The 25414-nt window shown below is 71.9% G+C and carries 26 protein-coding genes; 13 read left to right on the top strand and 13 right to left on the bottom strand.

All coding sequences use genetic code 11. The features are described 5' to 3' along the window. The first annotated feature begins 43 nt into the window (after positions 1–43). From ABFX55_RS03170 to ABFX55_RS03150, 5 genes are all read left to right on the top strand, one after another. Complete coding sequence (locus ABFX55_RS03170) at positions 44–1093, top strand: NAD(P)/FAD-dependent oxidoreductase (RefSeq protein WP_346117420.1); 1050 nt, start codon at positions 44–46, stop codon at positions 1091–1093. 38 nt (positions 1094–1131) lie between these two features. After that, on the top strand, positions 1132–1833 hold the full coding sequence (locus tag ABFX55_RS03165) for a DUF3152 domain-containing protein (RefSeq protein ID WP_346117418.1): 702 nt from the start codon (positions 1132–1134) through the stop codon (positions 1831–1833). Between the two features lie 14 nt (positions 1834–1847). Further along, positions 1848–3242: a carboxylesterase/lipase family protein gene (locus tag ABFX55_RS03160; protein ID WP_346117416.1), complete on the top strand. Its 1395-nt coding sequence runs from the start codon at positions 1848–1850 to the stop codon at positions 3240–3242. A 123-nt stretch (positions 3243–3365) separates the two neighbouring features. Continuing rightward, positions 3366–4487, top strand: a complete 1122-nt coding sequence (locus ABFX55_RS03155; RefSeq protein WP_346117414.1) for an MBL fold metallo-hydrolase — start codon at positions 3366–3368, stop codon at positions 4485–4487. A gap of 1 nt (position 4488) precedes the next feature. Further along, positions 4489–5412 (top strand): pirin family protein, encoded by a 924-nt coding sequence (locus tag ABFX55_RS03150; protein WP_346117412.1) that lies wholly within the window; start codon positions 4489–4491, stop codon positions 5410–5412. A 516-nt stretch (positions 5413–5928) separates the two neighbouring features. Here ABFX55_RS03150 and ABFX55_RS03145 read toward each other — a convergent pair. Then, positions 5929–6567 (bottom strand): TetR family transcriptional regulator, encoded by a 639-nt coding sequence (locus ABFX55_RS03145; protein WP_346117410.1) that lies wholly within the window; start codon positions 6565–6567, stop codon positions 5929–5931. 3 nt (positions 6568–6570) lie between these two features. After that, positions 6571–7443, bottom strand: a complete 873-nt coding sequence (locus ABFX55_RS03140) for an enoyl-CoA hydratase/isomerase family protein (protein ID WP_346117409.1) — start codon at positions 7441–7443, stop codon at positions 6571–6573. A gap of 109 nt (positions 7444–7552) precedes the next feature. Here ABFX55_RS03140 and ABFX55_RS03135 point away from each other — a divergent pair, with 109 nt between their 5' ends. Further along, positions 7553–8182, top strand: coding sequence for a DedA family protein (locus ABFX55_RS03135; RefSeq protein ID WP_346117407.1), 630 nt, complete (start codon positions 7553–7555; stop codon positions 8180–8182). 155 nt (positions 8183–8337) lie between these two features. On the opposite strand, the gene ABFX55_RS03130 is transcribed toward ABFX55_RS03135, so the two are convergent. The 3 genes from ABFX55_RS03130 to ABFX55_RS03120 form a co-directional block, all read right to left on the bottom strand. Beyond that, positions 8338–9492 (bottom strand): aminotransferase class V-fold PLP-dependent enzyme, encoded by a 1155-nt coding sequence (locus tag ABFX55_RS03130; protein ID WP_346117406.1) that lies wholly within the window; start codon positions 9490–9492, stop codon positions 8338–8340. Positions 9493–9569: 77 nt separating this feature from the next. Next, positions 9570–10562: a coiled-coil domain-containing protein gene (locus tag ABFX55_RS03125; RefSeq protein ID WP_346117404.1), complete on the bottom strand. Its 993-nt coding sequence runs from the start codon at positions 10560–10562 to the stop codon at positions 9570–9572. Between the two features lie 100 nt (positions 10563–10662). Continuing rightward, a complete protein-coding gene (locus ABFX55_RS03120) occupies positions 10663–12414 on the bottom strand; it encodes a serine/threonine-protein kinase (protein ID WP_346117402.1) in 1752 nt (583 codons plus the stop codon). 74 nt (positions 12415–12488) lie between these two features. Here ABFX55_RS03120 and ABFX55_RS03115 point away from each other — a divergent pair, with 74 nt between their 5' ends. Both ABFX55_RS03115 and ABFX55_RS03110 read left to right on the top strand, forming a co-directional pair. Then, positions 12489–13163, top strand: a complete 675-nt coding sequence (locus ABFX55_RS03115) for a GNAT family N-acetyltransferase (protein ID WP_346117400.1) — start codon at positions 12489–12491, stop codon at positions 13161–13163. 60 nt (positions 13164–13223) lie between these two features. After that, positions 13224–13856 carry a DUF4396 domain-containing protein gene (locus tag ABFX55_RS03110; protein ID WP_346117398.1) on the top strand — a complete coding sequence of 211 codons (633 nt, stop codon included), beginning with the start codon at positions 13224–13226 and terminating at the stop codon, positions 13854–13856. A gap of 249 nt (positions 13857–14105) precedes the next feature. Here the strand turns inward: ABFX55_RS03110 and ABFX55_RS03105 are convergent, their stop codons facing one another. From ABFX55_RS03105 to ABFX55_RS03085, 5 genes are all read right to left on the bottom strand, one after another. Continuing rightward, positions 14106–15098 carry a VOC family protein gene (locus ABFX55_RS03105; RefSeq protein WP_346117396.1) on the bottom strand — a complete coding sequence of 331 codons (993 nt, stop codon included), beginning with the start codon at positions 15096–15098 and terminating at the stop codon, positions 14106–14108. Next, positions 15088–15804 carry a TetR/AcrR family transcriptional regulator gene (locus ABFX55_RS03100; RefSeq protein ID WP_346117394.1) on the bottom strand — a complete coding sequence of 239 codons (717 nt, stop codon included), beginning with the start codon at positions 15802–15804 and terminating at the stop codon, positions 15088–15090. The genes ABFX55_RS03105 and ABFX55_RS03100 overlap by 11 nt, the downstream gene beginning before the upstream one ends. A 63-nt stretch (positions 15805–15867) precedes the next feature. Further along, positions 15868–16587 (bottom strand): cupin domain-containing protein, encoded by a 720-nt coding sequence (locus ABFX55_RS03095; RefSeq protein ID WP_346117392.1) that lies wholly within the window; start codon positions 16585–16587, stop codon positions 15868–15870. 107 nt (positions 16588–16694) lie between these two features. Further along, positions 16695–17777: an FAD-dependent oxidoreductase gene (locus ABFX55_RS03090; protein WP_346117390.1), complete on the bottom strand. Its 1083-nt coding sequence runs from the start codon at positions 17775–17777 to the stop codon at positions 16695–16697. Positions 17778–17859: 82 nt separating this feature from the next. Then, complete coding sequence (locus ABFX55_RS03085) at positions 17860–18354, bottom strand: MarR family winged helix-turn-helix transcriptional regulator (protein ID WP_346117389.1); 495 nt, start codon at positions 18352–18354, stop codon at positions 17860–17862. Between the two features lie 99 nt (positions 18355–18453). Here ABFX55_RS03085 and ABFX55_RS03080 point away from each other — a divergent pair, with 99 nt between their 5' ends. Together ABFX55_RS03080 and ABFX55_RS03075 are read left to right on the top strand one after the other, a co-directional pair. Then, positions 18454–19296, top strand: coding sequence for an NAD(P)H-binding protein (locus tag ABFX55_RS03080; RefSeq protein WP_346117387.1), 843 nt, complete (start codon positions 18454–18456; stop codon positions 19294–19296). A 24-nt stretch (positions 19297–19320) separates the two neighbouring features. Then, complete coding sequence (locus ABFX55_RS03075) at positions 19321–20706, top strand: MFS transporter (protein ID WP_346117385.1); 1386 nt, start codon at positions 19321–19323, stop codon at positions 20704–20706. A gap of 24 nt (positions 20707–20730) precedes the next feature. On the opposite strand, the gene ABFX55_RS03070 is transcribed toward ABFX55_RS03075, so the two are convergent. Further along, positions 20731–20853 carry a hypothetical protein gene (locus tag ABFX55_RS03070; RefSeq protein WP_346117383.1) on the bottom strand — a complete coding sequence of 41 codons (123 nt, stop codon included), beginning with the start codon at positions 20851–20853 and terminating at the stop codon, positions 20731–20733. 236 nt (positions 20854–21089) lie between these two features. On the opposite strand from ABFX55_RS03070, the gene ABFX55_RS03065 reads away from it, so the two are divergent. Together ABFX55_RS03065 and ABFX55_RS03060 are read left to right on the top strand one after the other, a co-directional pair. After that, a complete protein-coding gene (locus ABFX55_RS03065; RefSeq protein WP_346117381.1) occupies positions 21090–21476 on the top strand; it encodes a winged helix-turn-helix transcriptional regulator in 387 nt (128 codons plus the stop codon). Further along, the gene (locus ABFX55_RS03060) at positions 21473–22117 is read left to right on the top strand and encodes an NADPH-dependent F420 reductase (RefSeq protein WP_346117380.1); all 645 of its coding nucleotides are present in this window, start codon (positions 21473–21475) and stop codon (positions 22115–22117) included. Before ABFX55_RS03065 ends, ABFX55_RS03060 begins: the two co-directional genes overlap by 4 nt. A 99-nt stretch (positions 22118–22216) precedes the next feature. Here the strand turns inward: ABFX55_RS03060 and ABFX55_RS03055 are convergent, their stop codons facing one another. Together ABFX55_RS03055 and ABFX55_RS03050 are read right to left on the bottom strand one after the other, a co-directional pair. Continuing rightward, positions 22217–23503: an MFS transporter gene (locus ABFX55_RS03055; RefSeq protein ID WP_346117378.1), complete on the bottom strand. Its 1287-nt coding sequence runs from the start codon at positions 23501–23503 to the stop codon at positions 22217–22219. After that, positions 23500–24168, bottom strand: coding sequence for an HAD-IA family hydrolase (locus tag ABFX55_RS03050; RefSeq protein ID WP_346117376.1), 669 nt, complete (start codon positions 24166–24168; stop codon positions 23500–23502). The genes ABFX55_RS03055 and ABFX55_RS03050 overlap by 4 nt, the downstream gene beginning before the upstream one ends. A 55-nt stretch (positions 24169–24223) precedes the next feature. On the opposite strand from ABFX55_RS03050, the gene ABFX55_RS03045 reads away from it, so the two are divergent. Then, positions 24224–25402 carry an ROK family transcriptional regulator gene (locus tag ABFX55_RS03045; protein WP_346117374.1) on the top strand — a complete coding sequence of 393 codons (1179 nt, stop codon included), beginning with the start codon at positions 24224–24226 and terminating at the stop codon, positions 25400–25402. Positions 25403–25414 lie beyond the last annotated feature (12 nt).

The following is a 25414-nucleotide window of genomic DNA, read 5'->3' as shown; positions in this document are numbered from 1 at the left end:
CGAGCCCTCTTGCCCAACCTAACCGTCTGAGATCATCGGGTACATGAGGATCACCGTGATCGGGAGCGGAATTGTCGGGGCGGGCGCCGCCTACCACCTGACCCTCAGGGGCGCCGAGGTAACGGTCGTCGACGGCGGGCGGGCCGGTGAGGCGACGGCGGCCGGCGCGGGCATCGTCTGCCCGTGGGTCGACCACGAGGACGACGACGCCTGGTACCGGCTGGCCCTCGAAGGCGCCCGTCACTACGCCGTCCTTCCCGAGAGCGTGGGGCACGCCGGAGTGGGCGCGCTGCTGGTGGCCGAGGACCCCGCCGAGCTCGAGCCCGTGCGGGCGCTGCTGGCCGCCAGGTACGCCGAGGCTCCGGAGATGGGCGAGGTGCGCGAGGTCGGGCGGCCCACGGAGCTGTTCCCGCCGCTGGACCCGAAGCTGTCGGCTCTGCTCGTGCCGGGCGCGGCCCGCGTCGACGGCCGCGTGGTGCGCGACGGCCTGCTCCGGTCGGCGGTACGGCGGGGCGCCACGGTTCACGAGGGAGCCGCGTCCCTCACCGGCAACGGCGAGGTGACCGTCTCCGGAGGAGCCCGGCTGGAAGCCGACGCCGTGATCGTCGCGGCCGGCGCGTGGACGGGTCAGGTGTGCGGGCCGCTCGGAGTCGATCTGCCCGTCTTCCCGCGCAGGGGCCAGATCGTGCACGCCACGCTGGAGGGAGCCGACAGCTCGGCCTGGCCCATCGTGCTGCCCAGGCGCGGGCCCTACCTGCTGGGCTTCCCAGGAGGACGGGTGGTCGTGGGGGCGACGGTGGAGGAGGTGGGGTTCGACCCGAGGATCACCGTGGCGGGGCTCAACGAGGTCGTGGCCGCGGGGCTCGCCGTCGCGCCTGGCCTGGCCGGGGCGACGCTCACCGAGACCAGGGTGGGGCTGCGCCCCGTCATGGCCACCGGCAGGCCGCTCATCGCGAGGGTGAGCGACAGGGTGGTCGCGGTGACGGGGCTGGGCGCGTACGGGCTGACCGCGGGGCCCTTCGCCGGGCTGCTGGCGGCCGGTCTTGCCCTCGGCGAGAAGCCTGCTCTGGACCTGGCGCCCTTCGCCGTATGATCAGACTCCCCCGATGAAACGATCATCTGGGGGACGACGTGCGCGTTGTGGCGCTGGGGGCCGTGGCCGTCCTGCTGACCGGCTGTGCTGCGGCGCCGCCGGTCCCCGCTCCCGCGAGCGGCTCTGCCGTCTCCTTCGGCCCGACGAGGGCGCAGCCGCCGCACGGGAGCGCGCCGGTGCCGTACGTGAAGGTGCCGAGAAGGGGCAGCGGCCGCTACGCCGTGGTCGAGGGCAGGGCGGCGCCGAGGAGGGGAGGCGGTCCCCTGGTGCGCTACCTCGTCGAGGTGGAGAAGGGCCTGCCCTTCGGCGGCGAGGAGTTCGCCGCCGACGTGCACGCCACGCTGAACGATCCGCGCGGCTGGGGCAGGTTCCTGCGTGTCGACCACGGCCCCGTCCGGCTCAGCGTCGCCCTGACCAGCCCCTTCACCACCGACCGCGAGTGCTGGCCGCTGCGCACGGCAGGCGAGCTGTCGTGCTGGAACGGCCGCAGGTCGGTCATCAACGCCCGGCGCTGGGCCAGGGGCGTCGCCCAGTATCGGGGCGATCTGGAGGGCTACCGCCACTATCTGGTCAACCACGAGGTGGGGCACGGGCTCGGTCACCACCACGTCGGCTGCCCTGGACGGGGGATGCCGGCCCCCGTCATGGTGCAGCAGTCGAAGTCGCTGGAGCGCTGCCTGCCCAACCCGTGGCCGTTTCCGGCCAGTGGAAGCGGGGCTTCCGGCCGCTCCCACCGGTGATCAGACTGGCTGTCATGGTGCGCACAACCGCAGGAAGGGTACAGGGATCCAGGGAGGGCGGCCTGTCCGTCTTCAGGGGCATCCCGTTCGCCCAGGCCCCGTACGGCGAGCACTGGCTGGCCGCGCCCGTTCCCGCGCGGCCGTGGGACGGCGTGCGCGAGGCGACGGCGTTCGGCCCGAGGCCCGCCCAGGTCTCGATCGCCCCGGGGGTGCCCGAGTGGAGCGCGGCCGAGGGCCTCGAGTGCCTCACGGTCAACGTGTGGACACCCGACGAGGGCGGCTCGGGCCTGCCGGTGATGGTGTGGATCTACGGGGGCGCCTACCAGGCGGGCTCGGCCGACATGCCCGAGTACGACGGCTCGCTGCTGGCCGCCGAGGGCGTGGTGGTCGTCACGTTCAACTACCGCGTCGGGCTGCAGGGGTTCGGTCACGTGGAGGGAGCGCCCGCCAACAGGGGCTTCCTCGACCAGGTGGCGGCGCTGCGCTGGGTGCAGGACAACATCGCGGGCTTCGGCGGCGACCCCGGAAGGGTCACCGTCTTCGGCGAGTCCGCGGGGGCCGGCTCGGTGGCGGCGCTGATGTCGATGCCCATGGCTCGAGGCCTGTTCGGGCGGGCGATCGCGCAGAGCGTGCCTGGCACCTTCTTCAGCACCGCCTACGCGCGCAAGGTGAGCCGCGACCTGCTCGAGGGCAGGTCGGCGCACGACTGCTCGCCGGAGGAACTGCTGGCCGCCGCGCGGCGCTTCGTCGCGCGCAGCAAGGGCGTGGCGCTGCCGTTCTCGCCGGTGGTGGACGGCGAGGTGCTGCCGGAGACGCCGTGGGAGGCCTTCGCCGACGGCGCGGGCAGCGACATCGAGCTCGTGGTGGGCTACAACCGCGACGAGTTCAGGATGTTCGCCGCCATGGCCCCGCCCGCGACCGAGCACGACCTGGCCGAGGTGCTGAAGGAGTTCGCGCTGCCCGACGCCGACGTCGTCTACCGCACCGCGCATCCTGACGCTGGAGCCGTCGAGCTGTACAACGTGGTGCTGTCGGACTGGCTGTTCAGGATGCCGAGCGCGCTGCTGGCCGACGCGCACGCGGGCGCGACCTACGCCTACGAGCTGACCTGGGCGCCGACCGAGCTGGGTGCCTGTCACGCCCTCGACGTCCCGCTGACCTTCGGCACCGTGAACGGCGCGCTGGCCGGGTGGATCATCAGGGGCGCGCCCGAGGCCGAGGCGGTGTCGAGGCAGTTCCGCGCCGCGTGGACGCGCTTCGCCAAGACGGGCGATCCCGGCTGGCCCGCCTACGAGCCGGTCGCGGCCTCGACCCACGTGTTCGACGTCGAGCCCTCGGACGTCCGCGACCCCGAGGCGGCCTCGAGAGCGCTGTGGTCCAAGCGGGGGTTCCCCGTGATCGACGCGTAGGCTGTCCCGGACGATCACCCCGATCGCTCACCCAAACATATCGCGATATATCGTTGTAGCCAGGAACATGTGGGCCTCCGGAAGCAGTTGTCCGGAGAGAGACTGATTTCTGGAGTGTGAGCGATGGCAGGTATGCGGACGGTACGGCGGGCTCTCGTGGGCGGCGCGGCCCTGGCCGCGGCCGGATGGGCGCTGCGCGATGTGCGAGCCGAGCTCGGCGTGCGCCCCCTGACCTCGGGCGAGGAGCGCGCGAGCAGGATCCGCAGCTCGCCGCAGTTCAAGGACGGCGTCTTCCACAACCCGATGCCCGAGCCGACCAGTCTCGCCGTCCCCTCGCCGGGGCTGCTGAGGGAGCTGGCCAAGGACAGGGAGTCGCGCCGCCCGCCGGGGCCGATCCCGCTGCGCAGGCCCGCCGCCGGCCTGCCCGCGGCCACGGGGCTGAACGCCGTCTGGTACGGCCACGCCTCCACCTTGGTCGAGATCGAGGGCAGGCGGGTGCTGTTCGACCCGGTGTGGAGCGACAGGGTCTCGCCCACCCGTTTCGTCGGCCCGAGGCGCCTGCACCCGCTGCCCGTCCCGCTCGACGAGGTGCCCGCCGTCGACGCAATCGTGATCTCCCACGACCACTACGACCACCTCGACCTGGCCACCGTGCGCAGGCTCACCCGCATCTCCAGGGCGCCCTTCCTGGTCCCGCTCGGCATCGGCGCGCATCTGGAGCGCTGGGGCGTGCCGCTGTACCGGATCGTCGAGCTCGACTGGGAGGAGGAGACCACGGTCGCGGGCCTGCGGTTCGTCGCGACGGCCGCCCGGCACTTCTCCGGACGCTCGCTCAGGCGCAACGACACGCTGTGGGGCTCGTGGGTCGTCGCGGGCGCGCACCGGCGGGTGTTCTACGCCGGAGACTCGGGCTACTTCGAGGGCTACGCCAAGATCGGCGCCGACCACGGGCCCTTCGACCTGACGCTGATGCCGATCGGCGCCTACAACGCGGCCTGGCCCGACATCCACATGAACCCGGAGGAGGCGGTGAACGCGCACGTCCAGCTGGGCGGGTCGCTGCTGCTCCCCGTGCACTGGGCGACGTTCACGCTGGCGCTGCATCCGTGGTCGGAGCCGGTCGACAGGCTGTGGCGGGAGGCCAAGGCGCGCGACGTCAAGATCGCGGTGCCGCGTCCAGGCGAGCTGGTCGACACCGCCTCCCTCCAGTCCGTGGACGCCTGGTGGCAGGCCGTACAGTCGTAGCGTGAGCAACGTGGAGCAGGACCCGCAGGAGCTGGTGTGCGAGGCGGGCGAGCCTGCGCGCGAGCTGGTGAGCGGCCACCAGGTGGCCCTCGGCGGGCCGCGCGCGATGACCGTGACCCGCACGCTGCCCGCGGTGGGCAGGCGCATGGTGGGCGCGTGGTGCTTCGTCGACCACTACGGGCCCGAGACGGCCACGATGAGCGTGCCGCCGCACCCGCACACCGGGCTGCAGACCGTCACCTGGCTGCTGTCGGGCGAGGTGCTCCACCGCGACAGCGTCGGCAGCCTCCAGCAGGTACGCCCCGGCCAGCTCAACCTGATGACGGCAGGGCGGGGCATCTCCCACTCCGAGGAGTCACCCGAGACGGAGCTGCACGGCGTGCAGCTGTGGGTGGCGCTTCCCGAGCAGGCCAGGCAGGTGGCGCCCGGCTTCGAGCACCACGCCGACCTGCCGGTGGCGCGCGGCCCCTCCTACGAGGCGCGGGTCGTGATGGGCTCCTTCGGCGGGGTCAGCTCGCCCGCCACCGTGTACACGCCGCTGGTGGGCGCGGAGGTGGTGGTCGACGGCGTGGCCGAGCTGCCGCTGGAGCCGGGTTTCGAGCACGCCGTGCTGACACTGGACGGATCACCGGCCGTCGACGGCGGCGCGCTGCCCGTGGGCCCGCTGCTCTACCTCGGTCAGGGCCGCTCCTCGCTGCCCGTGTCGGGGCGGGGGCGGGTGCTGCTGATCGGCGGCGCGCCCTTCGAGGAGCAGATCGTGATGTGGTGGAACTTCGTGGGCCGCTCGCACGAGGAGATCGAGGCCTTCCGCAAGGAGTGGACCGAGGGCGCCCTGTTCGGCACGGTCACCGGCTTCGACGGCGACCCGCTGCGCGCCCCCGCCCTCCCGACGGCGAGGCTGAAGCCGCGCGGCCGGGTCAGGTAGCCGGGGTCAGTTCAGCCGCTGGGCCTTGCTGAGCAGGCGCTGGTCGTACCCATCCTGGTGTTGCTGAACGGGTTTCGGCCGGTGTCAGGGAGGCGGGTCGCCCGTTTCGCCGCTGAATATGACGTCACCCTCACCTGCAGTACCAGGCCGATTCTCTCCGCCTACCTGTCCAGAGCAAGCAGATGGCGGGCTGGTGGCGGGGCGATCGGCTGGCTCGCGGCCGGCGCGTTCACCTCCGGCAACGGCTACCACTACTTCCTGGGCGTTGCCGGATACCTGGCCGGTGCGCTGGCCGCCGAGGTCGGGACGTCCCTGCCGATGCCCGAAGGCCGGCGCCGAACCGCCCTCGTGGCGCGTAGGCCCGGCGGCCGCCTGACCTGGTGGGAGCGTAGTCGCCTTCCTGGGTGTGCTTGCACGCCTGTCGGCGCTCATACTCGGCGGAGCTGAGATGGCCGTTGGCGGAGTGAGCAACCCCGGTAAGTGAAGCGCAGGGCGCCAGGGCCGCCATGGGGCGGTTCAACCTTCGGTGCCGCGGAGCGACAGGCCGGATTCGAGGTGAGCCAGCGCATCGTCGAGTAGTTGCCTGTGGCGTTGGGTGAAACCTTCGGAAAGGTCGTTCGCGGCGGCGTTCCAGGCGGCGATGGCGACTCCGATGGCAGCTCCTGAGACGGTGAGGAGATGGATGTCGTCGGTGGAGCGGTTGAGGCGCAGGGCGAGGGCTTCGGTGAGCAGCGGCAGCGCGGCGGCGATCTGGCCGGGGACTCGGGCACGCAGGTCGGGGACGCTGCGCAGCAGTTCTTCGCGTTGCCGGTTGAGCGTGTGTTGTTCAGCTGTGGCGGTGTCGATGAGCGAGGTGATGGCGTTGCGCAACGCACCGACCAGGCTCGTTTCTTCGAGATGCTGGGGGAGCGCGTCGATCACCATCAAGTCGGCGATGTCATGCAAGACGAGGTCGGCTTTGGTGGGGAAGTAGCGAAAGAACGTCGCCCGTGAGACTTCGGCGGCTTCGGCGATCTCGTCGATCGTGGTGGTCTCGTAGCCGTTCTCGGCGAACAGGCGCATGGCTTCGCGTTGGATCGAGGCCTGGGCCCTGGCTTTCTTGCGTTCCCGTAGCGACACCGGGCTGGTGTCGTCGGCCGACCGTCGTCTCGCCATCGTTCACTCCCGGCTGGATTCGCCCGCCTGCGGGCCGCGGAACCGTTCGGTCATCTGTCGTAGCTTGTCGAGTTGCCCTGCCTCGCCGATGGCCATCCCCCATAGCTGGTGGGCGGTGTGGAAACCGAGGTCGTCGACGAACGCGCGCTTCCACGGCCTGCTGGCGATCGCATGGGTGAGCAGCCGTGAGGCGCGTGGTCGCGCCATCATCATCTCAGCGATCTCCCAGGCCCTCGGCAGCAGGCGCTCGCGTGGCAGTACCTCATTGACCAGGCCGAGCCGGAGCGCGGTTGGCCCGTCGATCGGTTCGCCGGTGTACATGTAGTACGACGCGCGCTTGGTGCCGATCGTGTGTTGCAGGGTCAGCCCCATCCCGTCTCCTGGTACCCCGCCGCCCAGGAAATGCGGGTCGAAGAAGTCGGCGTCCTCCGCGCAGAGGGTGATGTCGCAGGCCGTGGCGAACTCGCAGTGCGTGCCCGGTCCGTTGACCGCGGCGATGGTGGGGATGTCTATGGCGGACACGAAGTTCTCCAGCAGCTTGACCATGTCGCCGTACATCTTGAGCTGGCTGTCGGTGCTCCACTGCGGGAATGGGGTGTGCCACAGCTCGGCCGGATCGCCGGTGTGCCACCGTTCACCGGTCCCGGTGATGATCAGGACCTCGTTCTCCGGGTCGTTGCCGACCTCGGCCCACGCCTGATGCCAGGCATTGTGGCCGACCCAGCTGTGCCTGAACGGCCCGCCGTCGGTGTGCATCCGCAACTCGATGATCCCGTCCCGGCGAGTCATCACGAAGAACTCCTCGTACTTCTTGGAGTACTCCTCGAACGGCGTCGGCGTGACGCGACCGTCCCATGGTGACAGTTGCTCTGGCATGTGCTGCTCCTGACTGATCGAACTGCTCGTCTGGTGTCCCACTGTTCCCATAATGATACTAGTCTCAATTGAGACTAGTATCATTATGGGAGGGAAATTGACTGACGCCGTGCTCGACCTGGCCGGCAGCCTGATGGGCTCGCCCTGGCTCTACCTGGTGTTGTTCCTGTGCGCGGTACTGGACGGCGTCTTGCCCCTCCTGCCCAGCGAGGGCATCCTGCTCCTGTCTGGAGCGTTCGCTGCCGCCGGCCGTCCTAACGTCGTGCTGGTGGCCCTGGTCGCAGCCTTCGGCGCCTCCGTCGGCGATCACATCTGCTACCTGATCGGGCGGCGCCTCGGGCCGCCTGCGCTACGCCGCCTGCGGCCCGGCACAAAACGCCACACCGTTGCCAGATGGCTGTCCGAACTCCTCGATCGTCGCGGTGGCGTCATCGTCATCATCGGCCGATTCCTTCCTGGCCTACGGTCGATCACCACACTGACCGCCGGAGTGACCGCCTACCCGTGGCGTGCCTTCGCGCTCTTCGACGCGATCGGCGCACTGATGTGGGGTATCTCGGGTACGTGCCTGGGCTACTTCGCCGGCACCGCATTCCAGGACTCGCCGGCGCAGGGACTGGTCGTCGCGCTCGTCCTGGTCGCCGTAGTGATCACGATCAACGAAATCGCCCGGCGTGCACAGTGCCGCCACCTGAGGTCGTCCAGCGGGCGGGATGATTCGTCGGACGTGCGGGAATGAGGTTCATTTCGATCCTGCCGAGGAATGCTGCGGGTGAGCCTCTCGACTGATCGTGAGGCGGCCGCGTACGGCCGCTATGTGGGTTCTCATCTAACCCGCACCACCGAGATCATTTATCAGACACGCCTTAGACCCGCCTGCCACCTCGGGCGGCGTCAGAGGGCCTCGATCAGGCGGGCCAGGTCGTCCTCGGTGTTGTAGTAGTGCACGGAGGCGCGCACCGCCGACTCCGGAGCCACGCTGTCGAAGCGCTGGTCCGGATCTGTCGCGCTGACGTTGACGCGCCGCTCGCGCAGGCGGTTGGCGAGCTCCTCGCTGTCCTGGCCCGCCACGGTGAAGGTGACGATGCCCGAGCGGCGGGCGCCCCTGTCGTGCACGGTCACATCCGGCCGCTCCGACAGGCGGGCGCGCAGGTCCGAGCCCAGGTCGCGGACGCGGGCCTCGATGGCGTCGATGCCGAGCGCGAGCGCGTAGTCGACGGCGACGCCCAGGCCGATCTGCCCGGCGAAGTAGCGCTCCCAGTTCTCGAACCTGCGGGCGTCGGGACGGATCTCGAAGGTGGAGGGCGTCAGCCAGCTCGCGGCGTGCAGGTCGATGAAGGGCGGGTCGAGCTCGGCGAGCAGGCTGCGCCGTACGTAGAGGAAGCCAGTGCCGCGCGGGCCGCGCAGGAACTTGCGGCCGGTGCCCGACAGCATGTCGCAGCCGAGTTCGGTGACGTCCAGGCGCAGCTGACCGACCGACTGACAGGCGTCGAGCAGGTAGAGCACCCCCGCCTGCCTGCACAGCCTGCCCACCTCGGCGGCCGGGTTGACCAGGCCGTTGTGGGTGGGCACGTGGTTGATGGCGACCAGCCTCACGCCGCCCTTGCGCAGCTCGGCCTCCAGCGCCTCCAGCGAGATCGTGCCGTCGGCGTCGTCGGGCACCACCTCGACGCTCACGCCCCGCGAGCGGGCCATCTGGAGGTAGGCCAGGCCGTTGCTCACGTACTCGCTGGTGGTGGTCAGGATCCGGTCGCCGGGCTTGAAGGGGACGCTGTAGAAGGCCATGTCCCATGCGCGGGTGGCGTTCTCCACGTAGGCGATCTCGTCGCGGTGCGCGCCGAGCAGCTCGGCGAGCGCGTCGTAGAAGCGATCCAGCTCCGGCGCCGCCCGCTCGCGCGCCTCGTAGCCGCCGATGTGCGCCTCGAGGTCGAGATGGCCCTTCACGGCGTCGAGGACGGCGCGAGGGGGCAGCGCCGCGCCGGCGTTGTTGAGGTGGACCACGTGCGCGCAGCCGGGAGTCTCGGCCCGCGCCTTCTCGATGTCGATCATGCGGAAAGCCACCTCTCAGCGATGGTCGTCTCCCTCCCCCTCTGCCCGTCGAGGAGGGAGCGACGCGCCTTCGAGCGTCAGTAGACCGAGATGTGGGGGTGGTCGTAGTGGTTGGCCGTGGTGCCGCCCCTGTTGGACATCACCTTCCAGGCGCCCGTCCTGGCGTGCCAGATCCGCTGCCGGTAGATGATGTACATGATCCCCAGCCGCTGGGCGTTCTTGATCGCCCACGCCGAGATCTCGTTGCCGCGCCGCACCTCGGCGGCTGACGGCATCGCGCCGCCCCTGCTCAGCATGAAGTCGCAGGCGCGGCCCAGCGGGTGCTCGCCGCCGTCCTGGATGGAGCGGTAACACCCGATCCCGTACGGCACGCCGAACCGCTCCGCGATGAGGTTCCTCACCAGCCGCATCCTGGGTGTGATGTTGTCGGGACCCGACGGCAGCTGCGGCACCCACGAGCCGTCGGGCCTGCGCACGCCGGGCGTCGGGTAGAGCCGGTCGATCCGGTCCTTGATCTTGCTGATGACCTTCTCGGCGGCCTTCTTCTGCTTCTCGAGCTCCTCGATGCGGTCGCTCAGCTCGTCGGCGCGGTCCTTGGCCTCGGTCCTGGCCCGCTTGTGCCTGTCGCGCACGTCGGTGAAGCCCTGCAGTCTGGCGCCCTGCTCGGCGGCCATGGCCTCCACCAGGGCGAGGCCGTTGAGGTCGACCTCGCCGAACATCACGCCGATCGCGCCCGTCCCGCCCGAGATGTACTGCTCGGTGGCCATCAGGCGCAGCTGGGCCGACTCTCTGTCGTAGTCCGCCTGGGCCACGCGCAGCCGCTCGCGGGCCGACTTCTCCGCCTTCTCCACCTTCTGCAACTCGTGGCGGCTGGAGTAGTACTCGGCGATGAGCTTGTCGGAGTTCTTCTGCAGGGCGGAGAGCTCCTTGCGCAGCTGCTTGGCCGTCGGCTTCGGCTCCGCGTGACCGCCCGAGGCCGGGACGGTCATCGGCAGGCTCACCGCCAGTCCCACCGCGAGCAGCACGCGGAGCGGGGCGCGCCGCCGGTCGCCGGGGGCCGCAACCGCCACGCTTCTCCTTCGTCCGAGGGTGAGGGCGGGCGAGGGCCGCCTTCCGTCCGATGGACGATAGTAGAGGATCAGCGGAGAAGTGCGACATTCGGCCCCGAGGCTACGGCTCCCTCCTCACGCGGCGGGGCCGTACGAGCGTGGGCCCGCGGCCGAGGAGGAGCACGCCGGGCAGGACGGCTCCGCCGAGCAGGTCCCCGCCGATCCTGATGCCGAGGCCCGCGTCGACCAGGCCCTCACCCTCGCCGCTGAGCGCGGGGACGTTCACCGACGCCGAGACCTCGAGCGAGATCAACGGATCCGGGCCCTGCGGCACGCCTGGGAGCACGGGCCCCTGATCGCTTGGGCCAGGATCGCCGGGACCCGGATCGCTCACGCCTGGGTCGCCAGGACTCTGATCACCCGGTCCTTGATCACCCGGGTCCGGGGCTTCGGGGCCGGGATCTTGGGGGCGGCCGGGGCCTTGAGGGCCGGGGTCGGCCGCTTCGGTGATCTCGGACCGGGCCGGCTCGCGTTCGGGCGCCGCTTCGGGTTCGGGCTCCGGTTCCGGCGCGGGCTCGGGGTCGGGTTCGGGTTCGGGTTCGGGGTCGATGGAGCGCGTGGGGGACGGCCTCGGCTCGGGGGCTGCGCTCCCTCTGGTCGTCGGCACAGTCCTTGGCCGCTCGGGCACACCGGGTTCCGGCTCGGGTTCGGCCAGGCGGTCGGGCTCGCCGACGGGGACGAGGAGGGTCGGCTCCAGCGTCGGCTCCGCCTTGCCTGGCGAGGGCGTCGCCGCCGGGACGGACGGCGGGACGGACGGCGGGACGGACGGCGGGACGGACGGCGGGACGGGCAGCGCGGCGGGCCTGGAGGCGGCCGGACGCTGCGCCCGCACCGGCTCCGCGGGAGGCTCGCGCCACACGGTGAAGGTGGCGATCACCGCCGCGACGGCGGCGACGGTCACGGCCGTGGTGACGGTCATCCTGCCACCCGGAATCGTCAGGGCCAGCGTGCTGGAGGTCCCGGCCACCGGCGTGGACAGCGGGAACAGCGCGCTGTACGGCACCGTGAGCACCGCCAGGTCCGTCCTGCCGCGCTCCTGCCAGTTGTCGCCGTACGCGGCGGCCGCGGCCTCGAGTTCGGCGAGGAAGTGCCCGGCCGAGGCGGGCCTGTCGGCGGGATCCTTCGCCATGCCGTGCGCGACCAGCGGCCTGAGCGCTTCGTCCACGTCCTCGAGCGGCGGCGGCAGGTTCTGGTGCTGGAAGGCGAGGACGGCGGGGTCGTCGCCGTCGAAGGGGCGGTGACCCGTGAGGCATTCGTAGAACACCACCGTGGCGGCGTAGACGTCGGTGGCGGGGCTCGCGGGAGTGTCGCGCCACTGCTCGGGCGCCATGTAGCTCGGCGTGCCCTCCGGCGGGCCCTCCTCGCCCGTATGGGCGGCGACGCCGAAGTCCACCAGGCGGCTACGGCCCTCGGCGGTGACCATCACGTTCTCGGGCTTGAAGTCGCGGTGCACGACCCCCGCCGCGTGCGCCTCTGTCAGGCCGAGCAGCGCGCCCTTCAGGATCAGGAGCGCCGCCTCGGGGCCCGTGGCCCCCTCGTGGGCGAGCAGGTGGCGCAGCGTGACGCCGTCGACCAGCTCCATGACGATGGCGGCGCCCTCGTCGTCCTCGACGTACTCCATGAGGCGGGCGATGTGCGGGCTGTCCAGCCCGGCGATCAGCACGGCCTCTGCTCTGAATCGCTCGATCAGGTCGGGGTCGGACAGGTGTTTGACGGCGACGGGTAATCGGTCGGTGTCGCGCACGGCCAGCATGACCCGTCCTGCGCCCCCGTGGCCGAGCTCCCTTATTTCGGTGTAGCCAGGCACCCGCATATCCGGGACGTTAACCCGATCCTCACAGGCTGTCGAGATCTCCAGTGGAACTATGCCCTGTAGTACTCTGTGGCGTGATCTCACGACTTGACCGGCATCTGGCCGACTGGCTCGGCGCCTGGCCGCCCTCCGCCCCGCTCTCCGTCGTCGGCAGCATCCGACGCTCCACGCCCGGCTGGGACGGCAATGTCCATCCGGCGATCGGGGTCGGCTCCCCTGCCGGAGCCGTCCTGTCGGTGCCGCCGCCGTATGGGGAAGAGGTGGCCGCGCGGGCCGGCGAGGGGCTGGCGGCGCTCGGGCCGCTGGTCCCGGCTTTGGTGGGGTTCGGCGAGCGGGGGTGGTTCACCGCCACGTTCCGATGGAGTACGGCTCCCGCCGCGCTGCCGGACGCCGGGGTGTGGAAGGCGGCGGACGACGCTTCCGTGCCCGAGTGGCTGCGGCCGTTCGGCGGTCAGGTGCTGGTGGCGGAGGATCCCGCCTCCGGCGAGCACCTGGCCGGGGTGGGCGTCAAACGGCACGACGTCCACGGGCACGAGCTGTCGGTGGTGACCGCGCAGGCCGCCAGGGGCAAGGGTCTGGCCAGGCGGCTGGTGGCTCAGGCGGCCAGGCGGGTACTGGACGAAGGGGCGGTGCCGACGTACATGCACGCCACGTCGAACGCGGCGTCCGCGGCGGTGGCCGAGGCCGCCGGATTCCCCGACCAGGGGTGGACCGCCTTCGGAGTAACGGAACGACCCCGCTTGCCTTGATACCTGTAGGGGGTTTAGGTTTCGGGGAGATTAGATCGCTTTGGGTGGATGGAGCAAGTTATGTCCGAACCAACGGCTCACGGGCACGCGCATGACGAGCACGCGGGACACCGCGGCTCGCACGGCGCGCACCGCATGACGGAGGGCGCACCCGCGACCCACGGAGCGCATGCCGCGCACGGGAGCCACGCCGACCACGCCGACCACGGCGGTCACTCCGCCGGTCATGGGGCTCACGGCGGGCATGCCGCCGAAGGCGTCTCGTGGCGCATGGCGATGACCGCGACGCTGCACTGCCTCACGGGGTGCGCGATCGGCGAGGTGCTCGGCATGGTCATCGGCACCGCGCTCGGCTGGTCCAACGGGCCGACGATCGCCCTGGCCGTCGCGCTGGCCTTCGTGTTCGGCTACCTGCTCACCATGATCGGCGTGCGCAAGGCGGGGCTCGGCTGGGGCCAGGCGCTCAAGGTGGCGCTGGCCGCCGACACCGTCTCGATCCTGGTGATGGAGATCGTCGACAACGGGGTCATGCTGATCATCCCTGGCGCGATGGACGCGGGGCTGGCCTCATGGCTGTTCTGGGGCGCGCTGGCCGTGGCGTTCCTGGTGGCCTTCGTGGTGACGACACCGATCAACAAGTGGCTCATCGGCAAGGGCAAGGGCCACGCCGTGGTGCACGCCTACCACCACTGATCGTCACACCCCGTCAACGCCAACCCGCCGGACGCCCCTCCCCCGTCGCCGCGCACGAGCCCGCCCGGCGGGCTTCGGTCCTTCGTGGGCGCACCTGAGCCCGCCCGGCGATCCGCAGACAGTAAGTCACGCGGGTGGACTGGATAGGCTGGTCCCCGAGGGGTCCGCCGCTGCCGCCGCCCTTTCCCGACCAGCTCCTGCCCGGTGAGCTCGGCGGCCGTGGCGCTGGGGCGGCGACCACGTTCGTGGTCAATACCGCCGGCTCGCCTGGCGGAAGACGATCGCGACGCCGAGCGCCTGCGCGGCGGGCACGAAGAGGTCTCCCCCTGCGCTCCGGACGAGCGGGAGGCCGCTCCCGCGGAGGAAGCGCTCGGTCGCGGACAGGTCGCGCACCGCCACGCCGTACGCCACGAAGGCCGGCAGCGCGGGGGCGCGCTCGCCGGGGAGCAGCCGGTCGAGCGCGGACGCGGCGACCAGCACCACCTTCGCGCCACCGAGGTCGAACACCCGCGTGAGCGCGTCACCCCTCGCCGGGCGGCCGAGGTAGTTCTCGTAGCGCCGCTCCGCCTCGGCGAGCCCGCCGTCCGCGACGCACAGCACGCACTCGGCAAGGCCGATCGCGCCGTTGGGGTGGTCGACGCGCCGCTGGGCGTCGACCAGCTCCGCCGAAGGGCTCTCGGCGAGGCCGACCCTCCCCTCGGGCACGCGCCCGCGCGGCATCGCAGGGTCGTCGCCGTCGATCTCCAGGTAGCGGACGGGTTCCATCCACGTCCCCTCCGCCGTCTCGACCGGGCGCTGTACGGCGTGCACCCCGCCATGCCCGACACCGCCCGCCTCCAGCCGTCCTGCCGCCCCCTCGACGTCGGGCGAGTCAAACATCAGGATGTGCGTCCCCTCGAAGCGCCGCAGGCACGCGGCCAGGTTCTCGGCGGTGCCGCGCACGGCGGCCATGACCGCGGGCAGCTTGTCGTCCGGAACCCGCAGCGGGACGAGGTGGGCGTCGGCAGGGACGGCGCCGCTCGCGTCGTCGACGACGGTGACCAGCTCGACGAAGTCTCGAGGGAAGTAGGCGTGGGTGTTGCCCGCGCCGAACGGCTCGGCGGGCGCGCCCGCGGCTCCCGGGAGCGCGGGGTAGGCGGCGGGCGGCAGCGTGAAGCCCAAGAGCCGGTAGCGTTCGAGCGCCCGCTCCATGTCGCGCACCACATGTCCCACGTGGTGCAGGCCGTCGATGTCATGACCCATGCTCGGGGTCACCTCCCTTGGTGGTTCCGTAGGCCACGGCCCTGTACTCGAGGGCGAGCCGCTCGAAGATCTCCACGACTTCCTGCGCCGCGGCGGCGAACCTCGCCGTGGACGGCGGCGCCGCGGGACCGTACGTCCGGCGCAGCACGTCGGCCAGCTGATCGGCCTTCTCCTCGAGGCCCAGCGCGAGCTCCTTGGGCAGCAGTGGCTCGATGGCGAAGAAGCCGAAGGCGATGGTGGGCAGCGAGTAGTCAAGATCCTCAGGACGAAGGTCCTCGCGCAGCAGGCCGTGGTCGGCGAGCGCACCGAGGTACTCGCGGGAGGCGAGCAGCTTGGCGCCCTGCAGCGGCTGCCTGGCGGGGCTGGACAGGAACCTGTCCAGCGTGTCGGTGTCCCTGGTGAAGAGGGCGCGCAGCACGGGCCGCCGCATCGCCTCCAGGAAGAACCTGCGCATGTAGGCGTGCAGCGCGATCTCGGCGGGGTCGGCCCGCATCGCGGCGGCCACCGCCTCGATCATCGCCACCGCCTCCCGCGCGCCCACCGCGAGGAACAGCTCGTCGCGCGTGCGCCAGTGCAGGTAGACGGTGCCCTTGCCGACCCCGGCGCGCTTGGCGATCTCGTCGATCGTGACCCGGCGGTATCCCCACCGCAGCAGGAGGTCCTGGGCGGTGTCGAGGATCCGGTCGGCGCGTTCGAGCTGGGACACGACCCCCCTTTCATGGAGTGACTGATGACCAGTGACCAAGCTAGCATTCTGGTCACCAGCTGCCTACCCCTTTCTTACGTGGTAGACCTCCAGCAGGCCGCACATCCCCCTGCGCTCACGCTCGCTCGGCCCTGCCAGCTCGTGGACGGCGGCGGCCTCGAAGTGCGCGAGGTCGCCGCGTTCCAGCGCGTCCAGCTGCCTGCCGGTCTCCTCGGCCACCGCCCGCGCCCCGCCCTCCCAGCGCCGGCGCCACTCCGCCAGCCGCGGACGAACCAGGCGGGCGGCGGCCCGGTGGAATGCCCTCAGCGGGCCGAGGTCACCCGCCTTCGCCGCTTCGGCCAGCACCGTGAAGCCCTCGACCGCCAGATCCCTCCGCCTGAACGCGGCTTCCAGGTCCGATCCGGGGGCGCCGCCGTCCGGCAGCGTGGCGGCTGCCGCGTAGGTCCCGGGATCGTCCAGCATGTGCTGGGGGAAGGTCAGGACCGCGTCGCCCGCCTCGGGCAGGCCGCTGTTCTGCATGAGCACGACGATCTCCAGACCGCCGTGGTTGACGAGGCGGTGGATGGTGCCGGGGGTGAACCAGACGACGGCTCCCTGCTTCAGCGGCGTCCGGGCGAAGCCGTCCAGGTTGAGGGTCTCGACCAGGCCTTCGCCCGAGGTGACGACGTAGGCTTCGCTGCAGCACAGGTGGAGGTGGGGGGTTCCACCCACCTGACCGTCGGGGGCGAGCGTGTCGTAGACGCACAGCCGCGAGACGCCGACGGCGCCGGGAAGCTCAGCCACGGGGACCTCCATACGAGTCGGGAAAGGGCTTTCCCGCAAGCTAGGCCCACACGATCCCGGCGTCAACGCCCCTGTGGGGCCCCGGGCTCAGGTCCCTCGCGAAGGGATCAGGGGGTGACGGGCACCTGGCCGGGGGCTCGCGTGGCGGCGAGGTGGCGGCGGATGTTCAGGGCGGCGGTACGGCCCGCGCGATTGGCGCCGATCGTGCTCGCCGAAGGGCCGTACCCCACCAGCTGCAGCCGGGGTTCGGCCACCGCCTGCGTGCCGTCCACCTGGATCCCGCCTCCGGGTGTGCGCAGCCGCAGCGGGGCCAGGTGGTCGAGCGCGGAGCGGAACCCGGTCGCCCACACGATCGTGTCGGCCTCCTCGAAACGCCCGTCAGCCCAGGCGAGGCCGTTCGGCTCGATCCTGGAGAACATCGGCAGCCGGTGCAGCGTCCCCTTGGCCAGCGCCTCCAGCACGACGGGCGTGTAGCCGAGGCCCGTCACGCTGACCACGCTCTGTGGCGGCAGTCCCAGGCGGACCCGCTCCTCCACCATGGCCACCGCGTCCCTGCGCGCCTCCTCGCCGAAGTCGTCGTCGCGCCAGACCGGCGGCCTGCGGGTGATCCAGAGAGTCCCCGCCGCGACCCCGCCCAGCTCCGACAGGACGTGCATCGCCGAGGCGCCGCCGCCCACGACCGCCACCCTGCGCCCGGCGAACTCGGCGGGCCCCCTGTAGGAGGCGTAGTGCAGCTGCCTGCCGAGGAAGCCCGCGCCGCCCGGGTAGTACGGCCAGTACGGACGCGTCCAGGTCCCCGTCGCGTTGACCACCGCCCGTGCCGCCCACGCCCCCGCGTCGGAGGCGACGACGAGCCTGTCCTCCCCGCCTCTCGTGACGGCGCTGACCCGCACCGGCCGCACGACATTCAGGCCGACCGAGCGCTCGTAGTCGCCGTAGTACGCGGGCACCACCAGCGCGGCGGGGGCGCGGCCGTCGGCCGCGGGCTCCCTGCGCACGCCGGGCAGGTCGAAGATGCTGTGGATCTTGTCCATGGTCAGCGAGGGAGATCTGTGCCGCCACGCGCCGCCGGGACCGTCCGCCGCGTCGAGCACGACGGGGTCCAGACCGTAGCGGGCCAGGAAGTAGGCGCTGGACAGTCCCGCCTGTCCCGCGCCGATGACGACGACGTCCGTTCGCTCCACGTCCATGCCCAACCGCGATGGATGTCGCGCTCTTCCCGCGCCGCCCCTTCACCGGCCGTACCGCGTCGCCCCGCTACCGGTGCCGGGCTCAGGTGGCCCTGTCGTCTTCGGCCGCGTGGCGGTCGGGAAGGTGGGCGACGGAGTCGACGTACTTGAGCATCAGGCGGGCGAACTCCAGGCGGTCGCGCTCTGACCAGTCGGCGGTGATGTACTCGAACGCCGAACGCTGATGACGGCGGAAGCGCGCCATGAGCTCGACGCCTTCAGGACTGAGGTGCAGGACGGTGCGGCGGCCGTCCTGCTGCGAGGCGGCACGGACCAGATAGCCCGCCTTGATGTTGTCGCTGACCATGCGGCTGGCCACCGAGGGATCCACGCCGAGAAGCTCCGCCACCGCGCCGACGGTGACCTCGTCCGCCGAGTCCTGGGTGTGCTCCATGACGATGTTGAGGACCAGCGTCCGGCTCAGATCCTTGGCCGAGATCGGGTGCTCGACCTGCAGCAATGACGAGCGGCGCAGCTTGGAGAAGGCGGGACCCACGGCGTCGAGAAGCTCGTCGGCGGCTCTCTGCCGGTTCGTCATGCGCCCATGGTATCTCCGTGAGCCTCTACAGGCATGTGTTGACATGAATTTATGTGCATGACAGCATGCACATGCTTTCACCAACGAATGGAGATCCCCATGACCACTCTCGTGACCGGCGCTCGCGGCACGGTCGGCCAGGCCGTCATCAGCCGCCTCCACACCTCCGGCCTGCCGGTGCGCGCCGCCAGCGCCAACCTCGCCGAGCTGACCGTTCCGGCCGGCGTCGAGGCCTTCCACCTCGAGCTCGACCGGCCCGAGACCTTCGCCACCGCTCTGCGCGGCGTCCGCCAGGTGTTCCTGTATCCCGAGCCCGGCGGCATCGACGCCTTCGTCAAGACCGCGCAGGACGCCGGCGTGGAGCACGTCGTGCTGCTGTCGTCCGCCTCGGTCCTCAGCCCGGACGCCGAGAGCAATCCCCTGGCCGGCCACAGCCTCAAGGTCGAGCAGTCCCTGACCGCCTCCGGCCTTCCCTGCACGTTCCTGCGGGCCGGCGCCTTCGCCGGCAACGCCCTCGGCTGGGCCCACTTCATCAGCGGGAACCTGCCGATCGAGCTCGCCTACCCGGACGCCGACGTCGCCCCCATCCACTCCGCCGACATCGCCGACATCGCCGTCGAAGCGCTGACCGGTCCCTCGCTCAAGGGCCGCGCCGTCGTCCTGACCGGCCCGGAAGCGCTCACCTTCCGCCGGCAGCTGGCCGTCCTGTCGGAGGTTCTTGGGCGCGACATCCCGCTCGTGCGAATCACCCACGCCGAGGCCGAGCAGCAGATGAGCCGGTACATGCCCGCTCCGGTGGTCGGTTCCCTGCTCGCGTACTGGGCCGCCGCCTCCGAGGAGCCCGCCGCCATCGAGGACACCACCCAGACCCTCCTCGGCCGGCCCGCCCGCACCTTCCGGCAATGGGCGGCCGAGAACGCCGCCGCCTTCTCCAGACACTGATCACGACCTTCGACAAGGCAGACCATGACCACCCTCCCCGCTTCCGCGCCACCGCGATCCACCGATCGAAGGCGCTGGGCCGTCCTCGCCGTCATCCTTTTCGCCGCGATCCTCGACCTGCTCGACGCGACGATCACCAACATCGCCGCACCGACCATCGCCGCCGACCTGGACGGTGGCGCCGCCCTCGTCCAGTGGCTCGGCGCCGGCTACGCCCTGGCCATGGGCGTCCTGCTCGTGGTCGGCGGCAGGCTCGGTGACAAGTACGGACGACGCCGCCTGTTCCTGACCGGCATCACCGGCTTCACCGTGGCCTCGATCGCCTGCGGCCTGGCCTTCGACCCGGTCTCGATCATCGCCTTCCGGCTGCTCCAGGGGGCCTTCGGCGCCCTGCTCATCCCTCAGGGGTTCGGCATCCTGGGCACCGTCTTCCCCCGTGAGGAGCTCGGTAAGGCCTTCAGCGTCTTCGCGCCCGCCCTCGGCCTGTCCGCGATCTGCGGCCCCGTCCTGGCCGGGGTCCTCATCGACGCCGACCTGTTCGGGCTCGGCTGGCGCTCCATGTTCCTGATCAACATCGTGCTCGGCGGCCTGGCCATCGGCCTGGCCGTCCGGCTCCTCCCCCACGACGAAGGCGACCGTGGCGTCACCGTCGACGGCCTCGGCTCAGGTCTCCTGGCGGGCGCGATGCTCGGCCTGCTCTACGGCCTGATCGACGGCTCCAGCCACGGCTGGACGCTGCGCCCGGTCTCGTGCCTGGCCGCAGGAGCCGTCCTCTTCGCCCTGTTCTGCCTGCGCCAGTCCACCGCGTCCAGCCCGCTCATCGAGCCCTCGCTGCTGCGCAACCGCGGCTTCGTCTCCGGTCTGGTCCTCGGCCTGGTCTTCTACGCGGCCATCTCCGGCCTGCTGTTCGTGCTCTCCCTCTTCCTGCAGGACGTGCTGCACCGCACGCCGACCCAGGCCTCGCTCGGCCTCGCGCCGATCGCGGCGGGCATCGTCGTCGCCTCGATCGCGGCCCACCGGCTCATCGCCCGCCTGGGCCGTACCCTCGTCCTGGCCGGTCTGGTCCTCACCCTGGCCGGCACGCTCTGGCTCCTCGCCCTGGGCTCGGGGCCGGCCGTCCCGGCGCTCGTCGCGCCCGTCTTCGTCACCGGCCTGGGTATGGGGACCTGTTTCGGCACCATCTATCAGATCACCCTCGGAGGCATCGACCCGAAGGAGTCCGGCAGCGCCAGCGGTTCCCTCTCGGCCATCCAGCAACTGGCCAACAGCATCGGCGCGGCGGCCGTCACCACCGTCTACTTCCACACCGCCGGCGGGACCGCCCTCAGCCTGTCCGTCGTCGCCGCCGGCGTCCTGGTCTGCTGCGCCCTCGTCCGCCTCCTGCCCCGCCACGCCCAGCCCCACCACTGAGCGCACCACGACGACGCCGCACGATCACCGCCGAGGTGATCGTGCGGCGCTCTCGATCGTCTGCTTCATCTCCGCCGCGCCCCGCTCGACGCGCACGCGGATCTCGGCTGCGACCGCGTGCGGCAGCACGTCGGTGGTCCCGATCAACCGGCTCGCCTCCGCGCCCTCCGCCCTGACCTCGAATGCGGCGTGATGGTGCTCGACCGGGGGCCGCGCGCCCTCGACGACGGCATAGGCGAGGCGGCGGGCGTCATCAGCGGGAGGCGGCCCTCTTCCCGCAGATCTTCCCGCGCCCAGGACGACGGCGCGCCGGTGCCGGTGCCCGGTCGTCCTACACTGGAAGGCCGTACGCAGAGGGGTCGGATGCGGGGCAGCGCCTGTACATGAGTGACTACGATGTGTTCCTTGCCGACTGTCCGGCCCGCACCACGCTGGACCTGATCGCCGACACCTGGTCGGTCGTGGTGGTGTTCGGGCTGGGACGCGGCCCGCGGCGCTACAGCGATCTCCGCGACCAGATCGGCGGGATCAGCAACAAGATGCTGACCCAGACGCTGCGCAAGCTGGAACGCGGCAACCTCGTGGAGCGGAGGACCCTGGCCACCGCCCCTGCGGGCGTGGAGTATCGACTGACCCGCCTCGGCGAGAGCCTCCTCGAACCGGTGTCGGTGCTCGCCCGATGGGCCGAGGAGCACGCCGACGAACTGGTGACGACTGACGCCGTAGGGAACCTGTCGGTGCCCCACGCGCTCCTACCGTTGCCGCCATGAGAATCGGAATCTTCGGGGCCGGTGCGATGGCCGACGCGCTCGGCACCCAGTGGGCCGCCGCGGGGCACGAACTGATGATCACCGGCCGGACGGCGAGCAAGGCGCAGGCCCTGGCCCGCAAGTGGGGAGCTCGCGCCGGCGGTTCCAGGGAGGTGGCCGAGTTCGCGGACGTCGCCCTGGTCGCGGTGCTCCACCAGGGAATGGCGGGCACGCTCGCCGGGATCGGCGACGCGTTGCGGGACAAGCCCGTCGTCGACTGCAACAACCCGGTCGAGGTCGAGCACTTCACGCTGGTCACCCCGCCGGGCCGGTCGATGGCGCAGGACATCGAGCAGGCGACCGGCGGACATGTCGTCAAGGCGTTCAACCTCTGTCACGCGCGGGTCTGGCAGATGCGGCCGCCGGTGTTCGATCACCGCAGCCTGGTCGTGCCCTACTGCGGCGACGACCAGGCGGCGCTGGAGACGACGCGTCAACTGATCACCGACATCGGATGCGAACCACTGCAGGTCGGAGATCTTCGGCATGCGCACCACCTCGAGGCGATGGCCGCGATCGTGATCTCGCTGCTGTTCGGCGGACATGACGCGCACACGGTCTTCAATCTCGTCGATCGCACCGTCGTCCCCGCGAACGCGTAGCGGCTCCCCCACGGATCCCCGTCCGGCCGGCCACCGCCGCGGAAGGCTGAGAGGCGGCCGGCCATGGTCGTGGAGGAGGGCGACTGCCGAGGTGAGAGGTCAGGCGCGAACGCGCCTGGGCAGCGTGGCGGCGGCCAGGACGAGGGCCAGGGGAAGCACCGCGACGAGGTAGGCGGTTCGCAGGTCGAGGGCGGCGCCGAGCGCGGCGAGGGTCGCGGGCGCCGCCAGGATCGCGGTGCCCGAGGCGAGCGCGCCGTATGCCGCCGCGCGAGCCGTGGGGAGGCCAGGCACCTGGACGAGCCGGGCGAGCGTGACCGGGTAGAACGGCGCGACGCCGAGGCCGGCCAGCGCGAGCCCCAACGTGACCGGCACCGGCGCGTCGAACAGCGCGACGACGACGGTTCCCGCCGCCGCGAGCCCGCAACCCACGGGGATGACGGGGACCCGGCGGGCGATCAGGCGCGGCGCCGCCAGCCGTCCCGCCGCCATCCCGACCAGGAACGTGGTCGCGGCGGCCGCGGCCGCGCCCGCGGGCAGGCCGGTGGCCTGCAGCCTGGTCGTCGACCAGATCGTGAAGCAGAACTCGATCGACACCGCGACCACGATCGTGGCCCACACACCTGCGGCCCGCCACACGGACGGCGCCCGCGCGACCTCCACGTGAGGCCGGGCGCGCTCCACGGAGCCGAACGGCACGTCACCCGTTCCAAGACCGGAGCCGGAGCCCGAACTGGAGACAGAGACAGCGTCCGACACAGAGACGGCGTCCGAGCTGGAGACGGTGGCGGTGGCTGAGACAGAGACGGCGTCCGCCACAGAGACGGGGTCCGAATCAGGGTCGGTGGCAGTGGCTGAGCGGCGGGGGCGGGTGTCGGCGGCCAGGAACAGCAGAGGAGGGACGGCGATCAGTAGGGCGAGCCGTCCGCTGAGACCCGCGGCGGCCAAGGCCCCGATCGCGAGCGGCCCGAACAGCGCGCTGACGCTGGCGGCCGCGTTGGCGCGAGCCAGGCCCGCAGCGGCGTCCGGTCCGCTCAGCAGGGCGGGGGTGACCAGCACGAACCCCGCCGCTCCCAAGCCGAGCAGCAGCGCGCCTGCCGCCGCCATGACCGCGCTCGCGCCGAGCGCGAGCAGGGTCGTTCCCGCGGCGGCGACCAGGGCGGAGCCGAGCAGGGCCGGTCGCGGGCCAGGACGGAGCGCCCACCGTCCGGCCACGCCGGCGACCAGCAGGCCGACGCCGAACGACGACGACAGCCACGCGAGCTCCTCTGGCGCGCTGTCCAGGTCGGCGGCCAGCAGCACGAGGCAGGCGCCGAGACTGTTGACGGTGAAGCCGAGCGCCGCCTGCGCGAGCCCGACCTGGCGGACCACGCGCCGGTCCCAGCTCATGGCTCCACCTGGTGGCCGACGGCTTCGCGCCTGGTCCGCGCGCGGCGCAGCAGGTGGGCCAGGTGTCCGAGGTCGCTCACGCGCAGGTCGCCGTCGAGGCCGCGGAGCGCCGCAGTGATCATTCCCGCCGCCGTGCCCGCGGCGAGGCCGGGGGCGGAGTCCTCGACGACGAGGCACGCGGCGGAGTCGACTCCCAGGGCGGCGGCGGCCCGCAGGTAGCCCTCGGGATCGGGCTTGCCCTGCCGTACGTCGTCGATCGTGAGAAGCAGCGGCGGTTCGATCCCGGCCGTGGCCAGCCGCGCCTTCGCCAGCCGTCCGTCGGCGCTCGTCACCACCGCCCACGGCACGCCCGACTCCTCCAGCGCGGCGAGCAGGTCAGGCGCGCCGAGCGCGGCGGCGACGTCCGACAGGTCGTCGTACTGCAGAGCGAGCTGCCGCTTGGCCGCGATCGTGGCCGCCTCCTCGTCGAGCTGAGGGAAGAGCTGTCGCACCGTACGGCCTGCCGGGTTGCCATGGGCGATCGCGAGCACCGTCTCCACCGCTACGCCGTACTCGCCTGCCCAGGTGGTCCAGGCGCGCTCGACGCAGGCGTCGGAATCGACGAGAGTGCCGTCCATGTCCAGAAGTACCGCCTCCACCTCGCCGAGGTCCGGCCGTCGTGTCATGGGGCCTCCTTCTGTATAAACTCGTCCATCGAGCATAAAGGAGACAGTGGTGCGGATGGCAAGCCCCTCTCGCGTCGGCGACGCTCGCTGGCGCGGGGCGTTGGCGGTTCTCGAGGAGATGCGCCGCGAACCCGGGGTGACGAGAGCGGTGGTGGCGCAGCGGCTCGGGCTGAGCAGCGGCTCGGCCACCGAGATCACCGCGCGCCTGCGGGACCTGGCGCTTCTGTCCGAGGCTCCGGCCGCGGCCTCGGGGCGGGGCCGTCCCACCACCGTACTCGGTCCGCACCCCGACGGCCCGCTCGTGATCGCGGTCGACCTGCGTCAGGAGGACTGGCGGTGCGCGGTCGCTTCCCTCGACGGCAGGCCGGAGATCGTCGAGGCGGGCGTCCACTCCGGCCGCGGCCCCGAGCAGGTGATCGGCCCGATCGCCGAGGCGGTGCGACGCGTCCACACCCGCCACGGACGGCGGGTCAGGGCCGTCGGGGTGGCCGTCGCCGCGACCGTGCAGCACGGCAGGGTCGTCCAGGCCGCCACGCTGGGCTGGGACGCGGTGGACCTCGGCGCGCTCGCCTCCGGCGCGCGGCTGCCCCTGCTCATCGGCAACGACGCGACGCTCGCGGGGGTCGCCGAGGCCCGCGAGGGCGCCGCGGCGGGCGCGGCGACGGCGCTGCACGTCATGATCGAGGTGGGAGTCGGCGGCACCCTGGTCGTCGACGGGCGACCGGTCAGCGGCGCGACGGGGGCGGGCGGCGAGTTCGGCCACCTCCCGCTCGGGGAGCCCGGGCTGCGCTGCCCGTGCGGGGCCACCGGCTGCTGGGACCTGGCCGTGGACGGCAGAGCCATCGCCCGCCATCTGGGCGAGCCGCCGCCGGACGATCCCCGGACCTACGCGCTGGCCGCCATCGCCCGGACCTCAGCAGACGCGGCGACAGCCGCGGCCGTCGGCCGTACGGCAGGCAGCTTCGGCGGCGGCCTGGCCGGGCTCATCAACGCCCTCGACCCCGACGTCGTGACGCTCGGCGGACTCGCCCAGCCGCTGCGGGCGGCGGCCACGCCTGAGTTCGAGGCCGCGCTGACCGGCGGGCTCATGCGCTTCCGCCGGGCGGACCCGCCGCGCGTGGTGGCCGCCCTCCTCGGTCAGGACGGCGCGCTGCACGGAGCCGCCCTCACCGCGCTGGACCACGTCCTGACCGAGGCGGGCATGAACGCGTGGACGGCCGCGCTGCGGCCCTGATCTGCCGCCGAC

The sequence above is a fragment of the Nonomuraea roseola genome (assembly GCF_039535395.1).
GTDB lineage: Bacteria > Actinomycetota > Actinomycetes > Streptosporangiales > Streptosporangiaceae > Nonomuraea > Nonomuraea roseola.
Note: the sequence above shows the minus strand (reverse complement) of the source record. Positions and strands in the feature narration are given on the sequence as shown.

Excerpts from the sequence above, each read along its gene's own strand:
- ABFX55_RS03140 (WP_346117409.1), bottom strand. The coding sequence starts at position 7,443 with ATGCCAGAGCAACTGTCACCATGGGACGGTCGCGTCACGCCGACGCCG.
- ABFX55_RS03045 (WP_346117374.1), top strand. The coding sequence starts at position 24,224 with ATGGCAAGCCCCTCTCGCGTCGGCGACGCTCGCTGGCGCGGGGCGTTG.
- ABFX55_RS03130 (WP_346117406.1), bottom strand. The coding sequence starts at position 9,492 with ATGATCGACATCGAGAAGGCGCGGGCCGAGACTCCCGGCTGCGCGCAC.
- ABFX55_RS03050 (WP_346117376.1), bottom strand. The coding sequence starts at position 24,168 with ATGACACGACGGCCGGACCTCGGCGAGGTGGAGGCGGTACTTCTGGAC.
- ABFX55_RS03155 (WP_346117414.1), top strand. The coding sequence starts at position 3,366 with ATGGCAGGTATGCGGACGGTACGGCGGGCTCTCGTGGGCGGCGCGGCC.
- ABFX55_RS03055 (WP_346117378.1), bottom strand. The coding sequence starts at position 23,503 with ATGAGCTGGGACCGGCGCGTGGTCCGCCAGGTCGGGCTCGCGCAGGCG.
- ABFX55_RS03170 (WP_346117420.1), top strand. The coding sequence starts at position 44 with ATGAGGATCACCGTGATCGGGAGCGGAATTGTCGGGGCGGGCGCCGCC.
- ABFX55_RS03120 (WP_346117402.1), bottom strand. The coding sequence starts at position 12,414 with ATGCGGGTGCCTGGCTACACCGAAATAAGGGAGCTCGGCCACGGGGGC.
- ABFX55_RS03110 (WP_346117398.1), top strand. The coding sequence starts at position 13,224 with ATGTCCGAACCAACGGCTCACGGGCACGCGCATGACGAGCACGCGGGA.
- ABFX55_RS03145 (WP_346117410.1), bottom strand. The coding sequence starts at position 6,567 with ATGGCGAGACGACGGTCGGCCGACGACACCAGCCCGGTGTCGCTACGG.
- ABFX55_RS03090 (WP_346117390.1), bottom strand. The coding sequence starts at position 17,777 with ATGGACGTGGAGCGAACGGACGTCGTCGTCATCGGCGCGGGACAGGCG.
- ABFX55_RS03085 (WP_346117389.1), bottom strand. The coding sequence starts at position 18,354 with ATGACGAACCGGCAGAGAGCCGCCGACGAGCTTCTCGACGCCGTGGGT.
- ABFX55_RS03060 (WP_346117380.1), top strand. The coding sequence starts at position 21,473 with ATGAGAATCGGAATCTTCGGGGCCGGTGCGATGGCCGACGCGCTCGGC.
- ABFX55_RS03160 (WP_346117416.1), top strand. The coding sequence starts at position 1,848 with ATGGTGCGCACAACCGCAGGAAGGGTACAGGGATCCAGGGAGGGCGGC.
- ABFX55_RS03065 (WP_346117381.1), top strand. The coding sequence starts at position 21,090 with ATGAGTGACTACGATGTGTTCCTTGCCGACTGTCCGGCCCGCACCACG.
- ABFX55_RS03075 (WP_346117385.1), top strand. The coding sequence starts at position 19,321 with ATGACCACCCTCCCCGCTTCCGCGCCACCGCGATCCACCGATCGAAGG.
- ABFX55_RS03105 (WP_346117396.1), bottom strand. The coding sequence starts at position 15,098 with ATGGGTCATGACATCGACGGCCTGCACCACGTGGGACATGTGGTGCGC.
- ABFX55_RS03080 (WP_346117387.1), top strand. The coding sequence starts at position 18,454 with ATGACCACTCTCGTGACCGGCGCTCGCGGCACGGTCGGCCAGGCCGTC.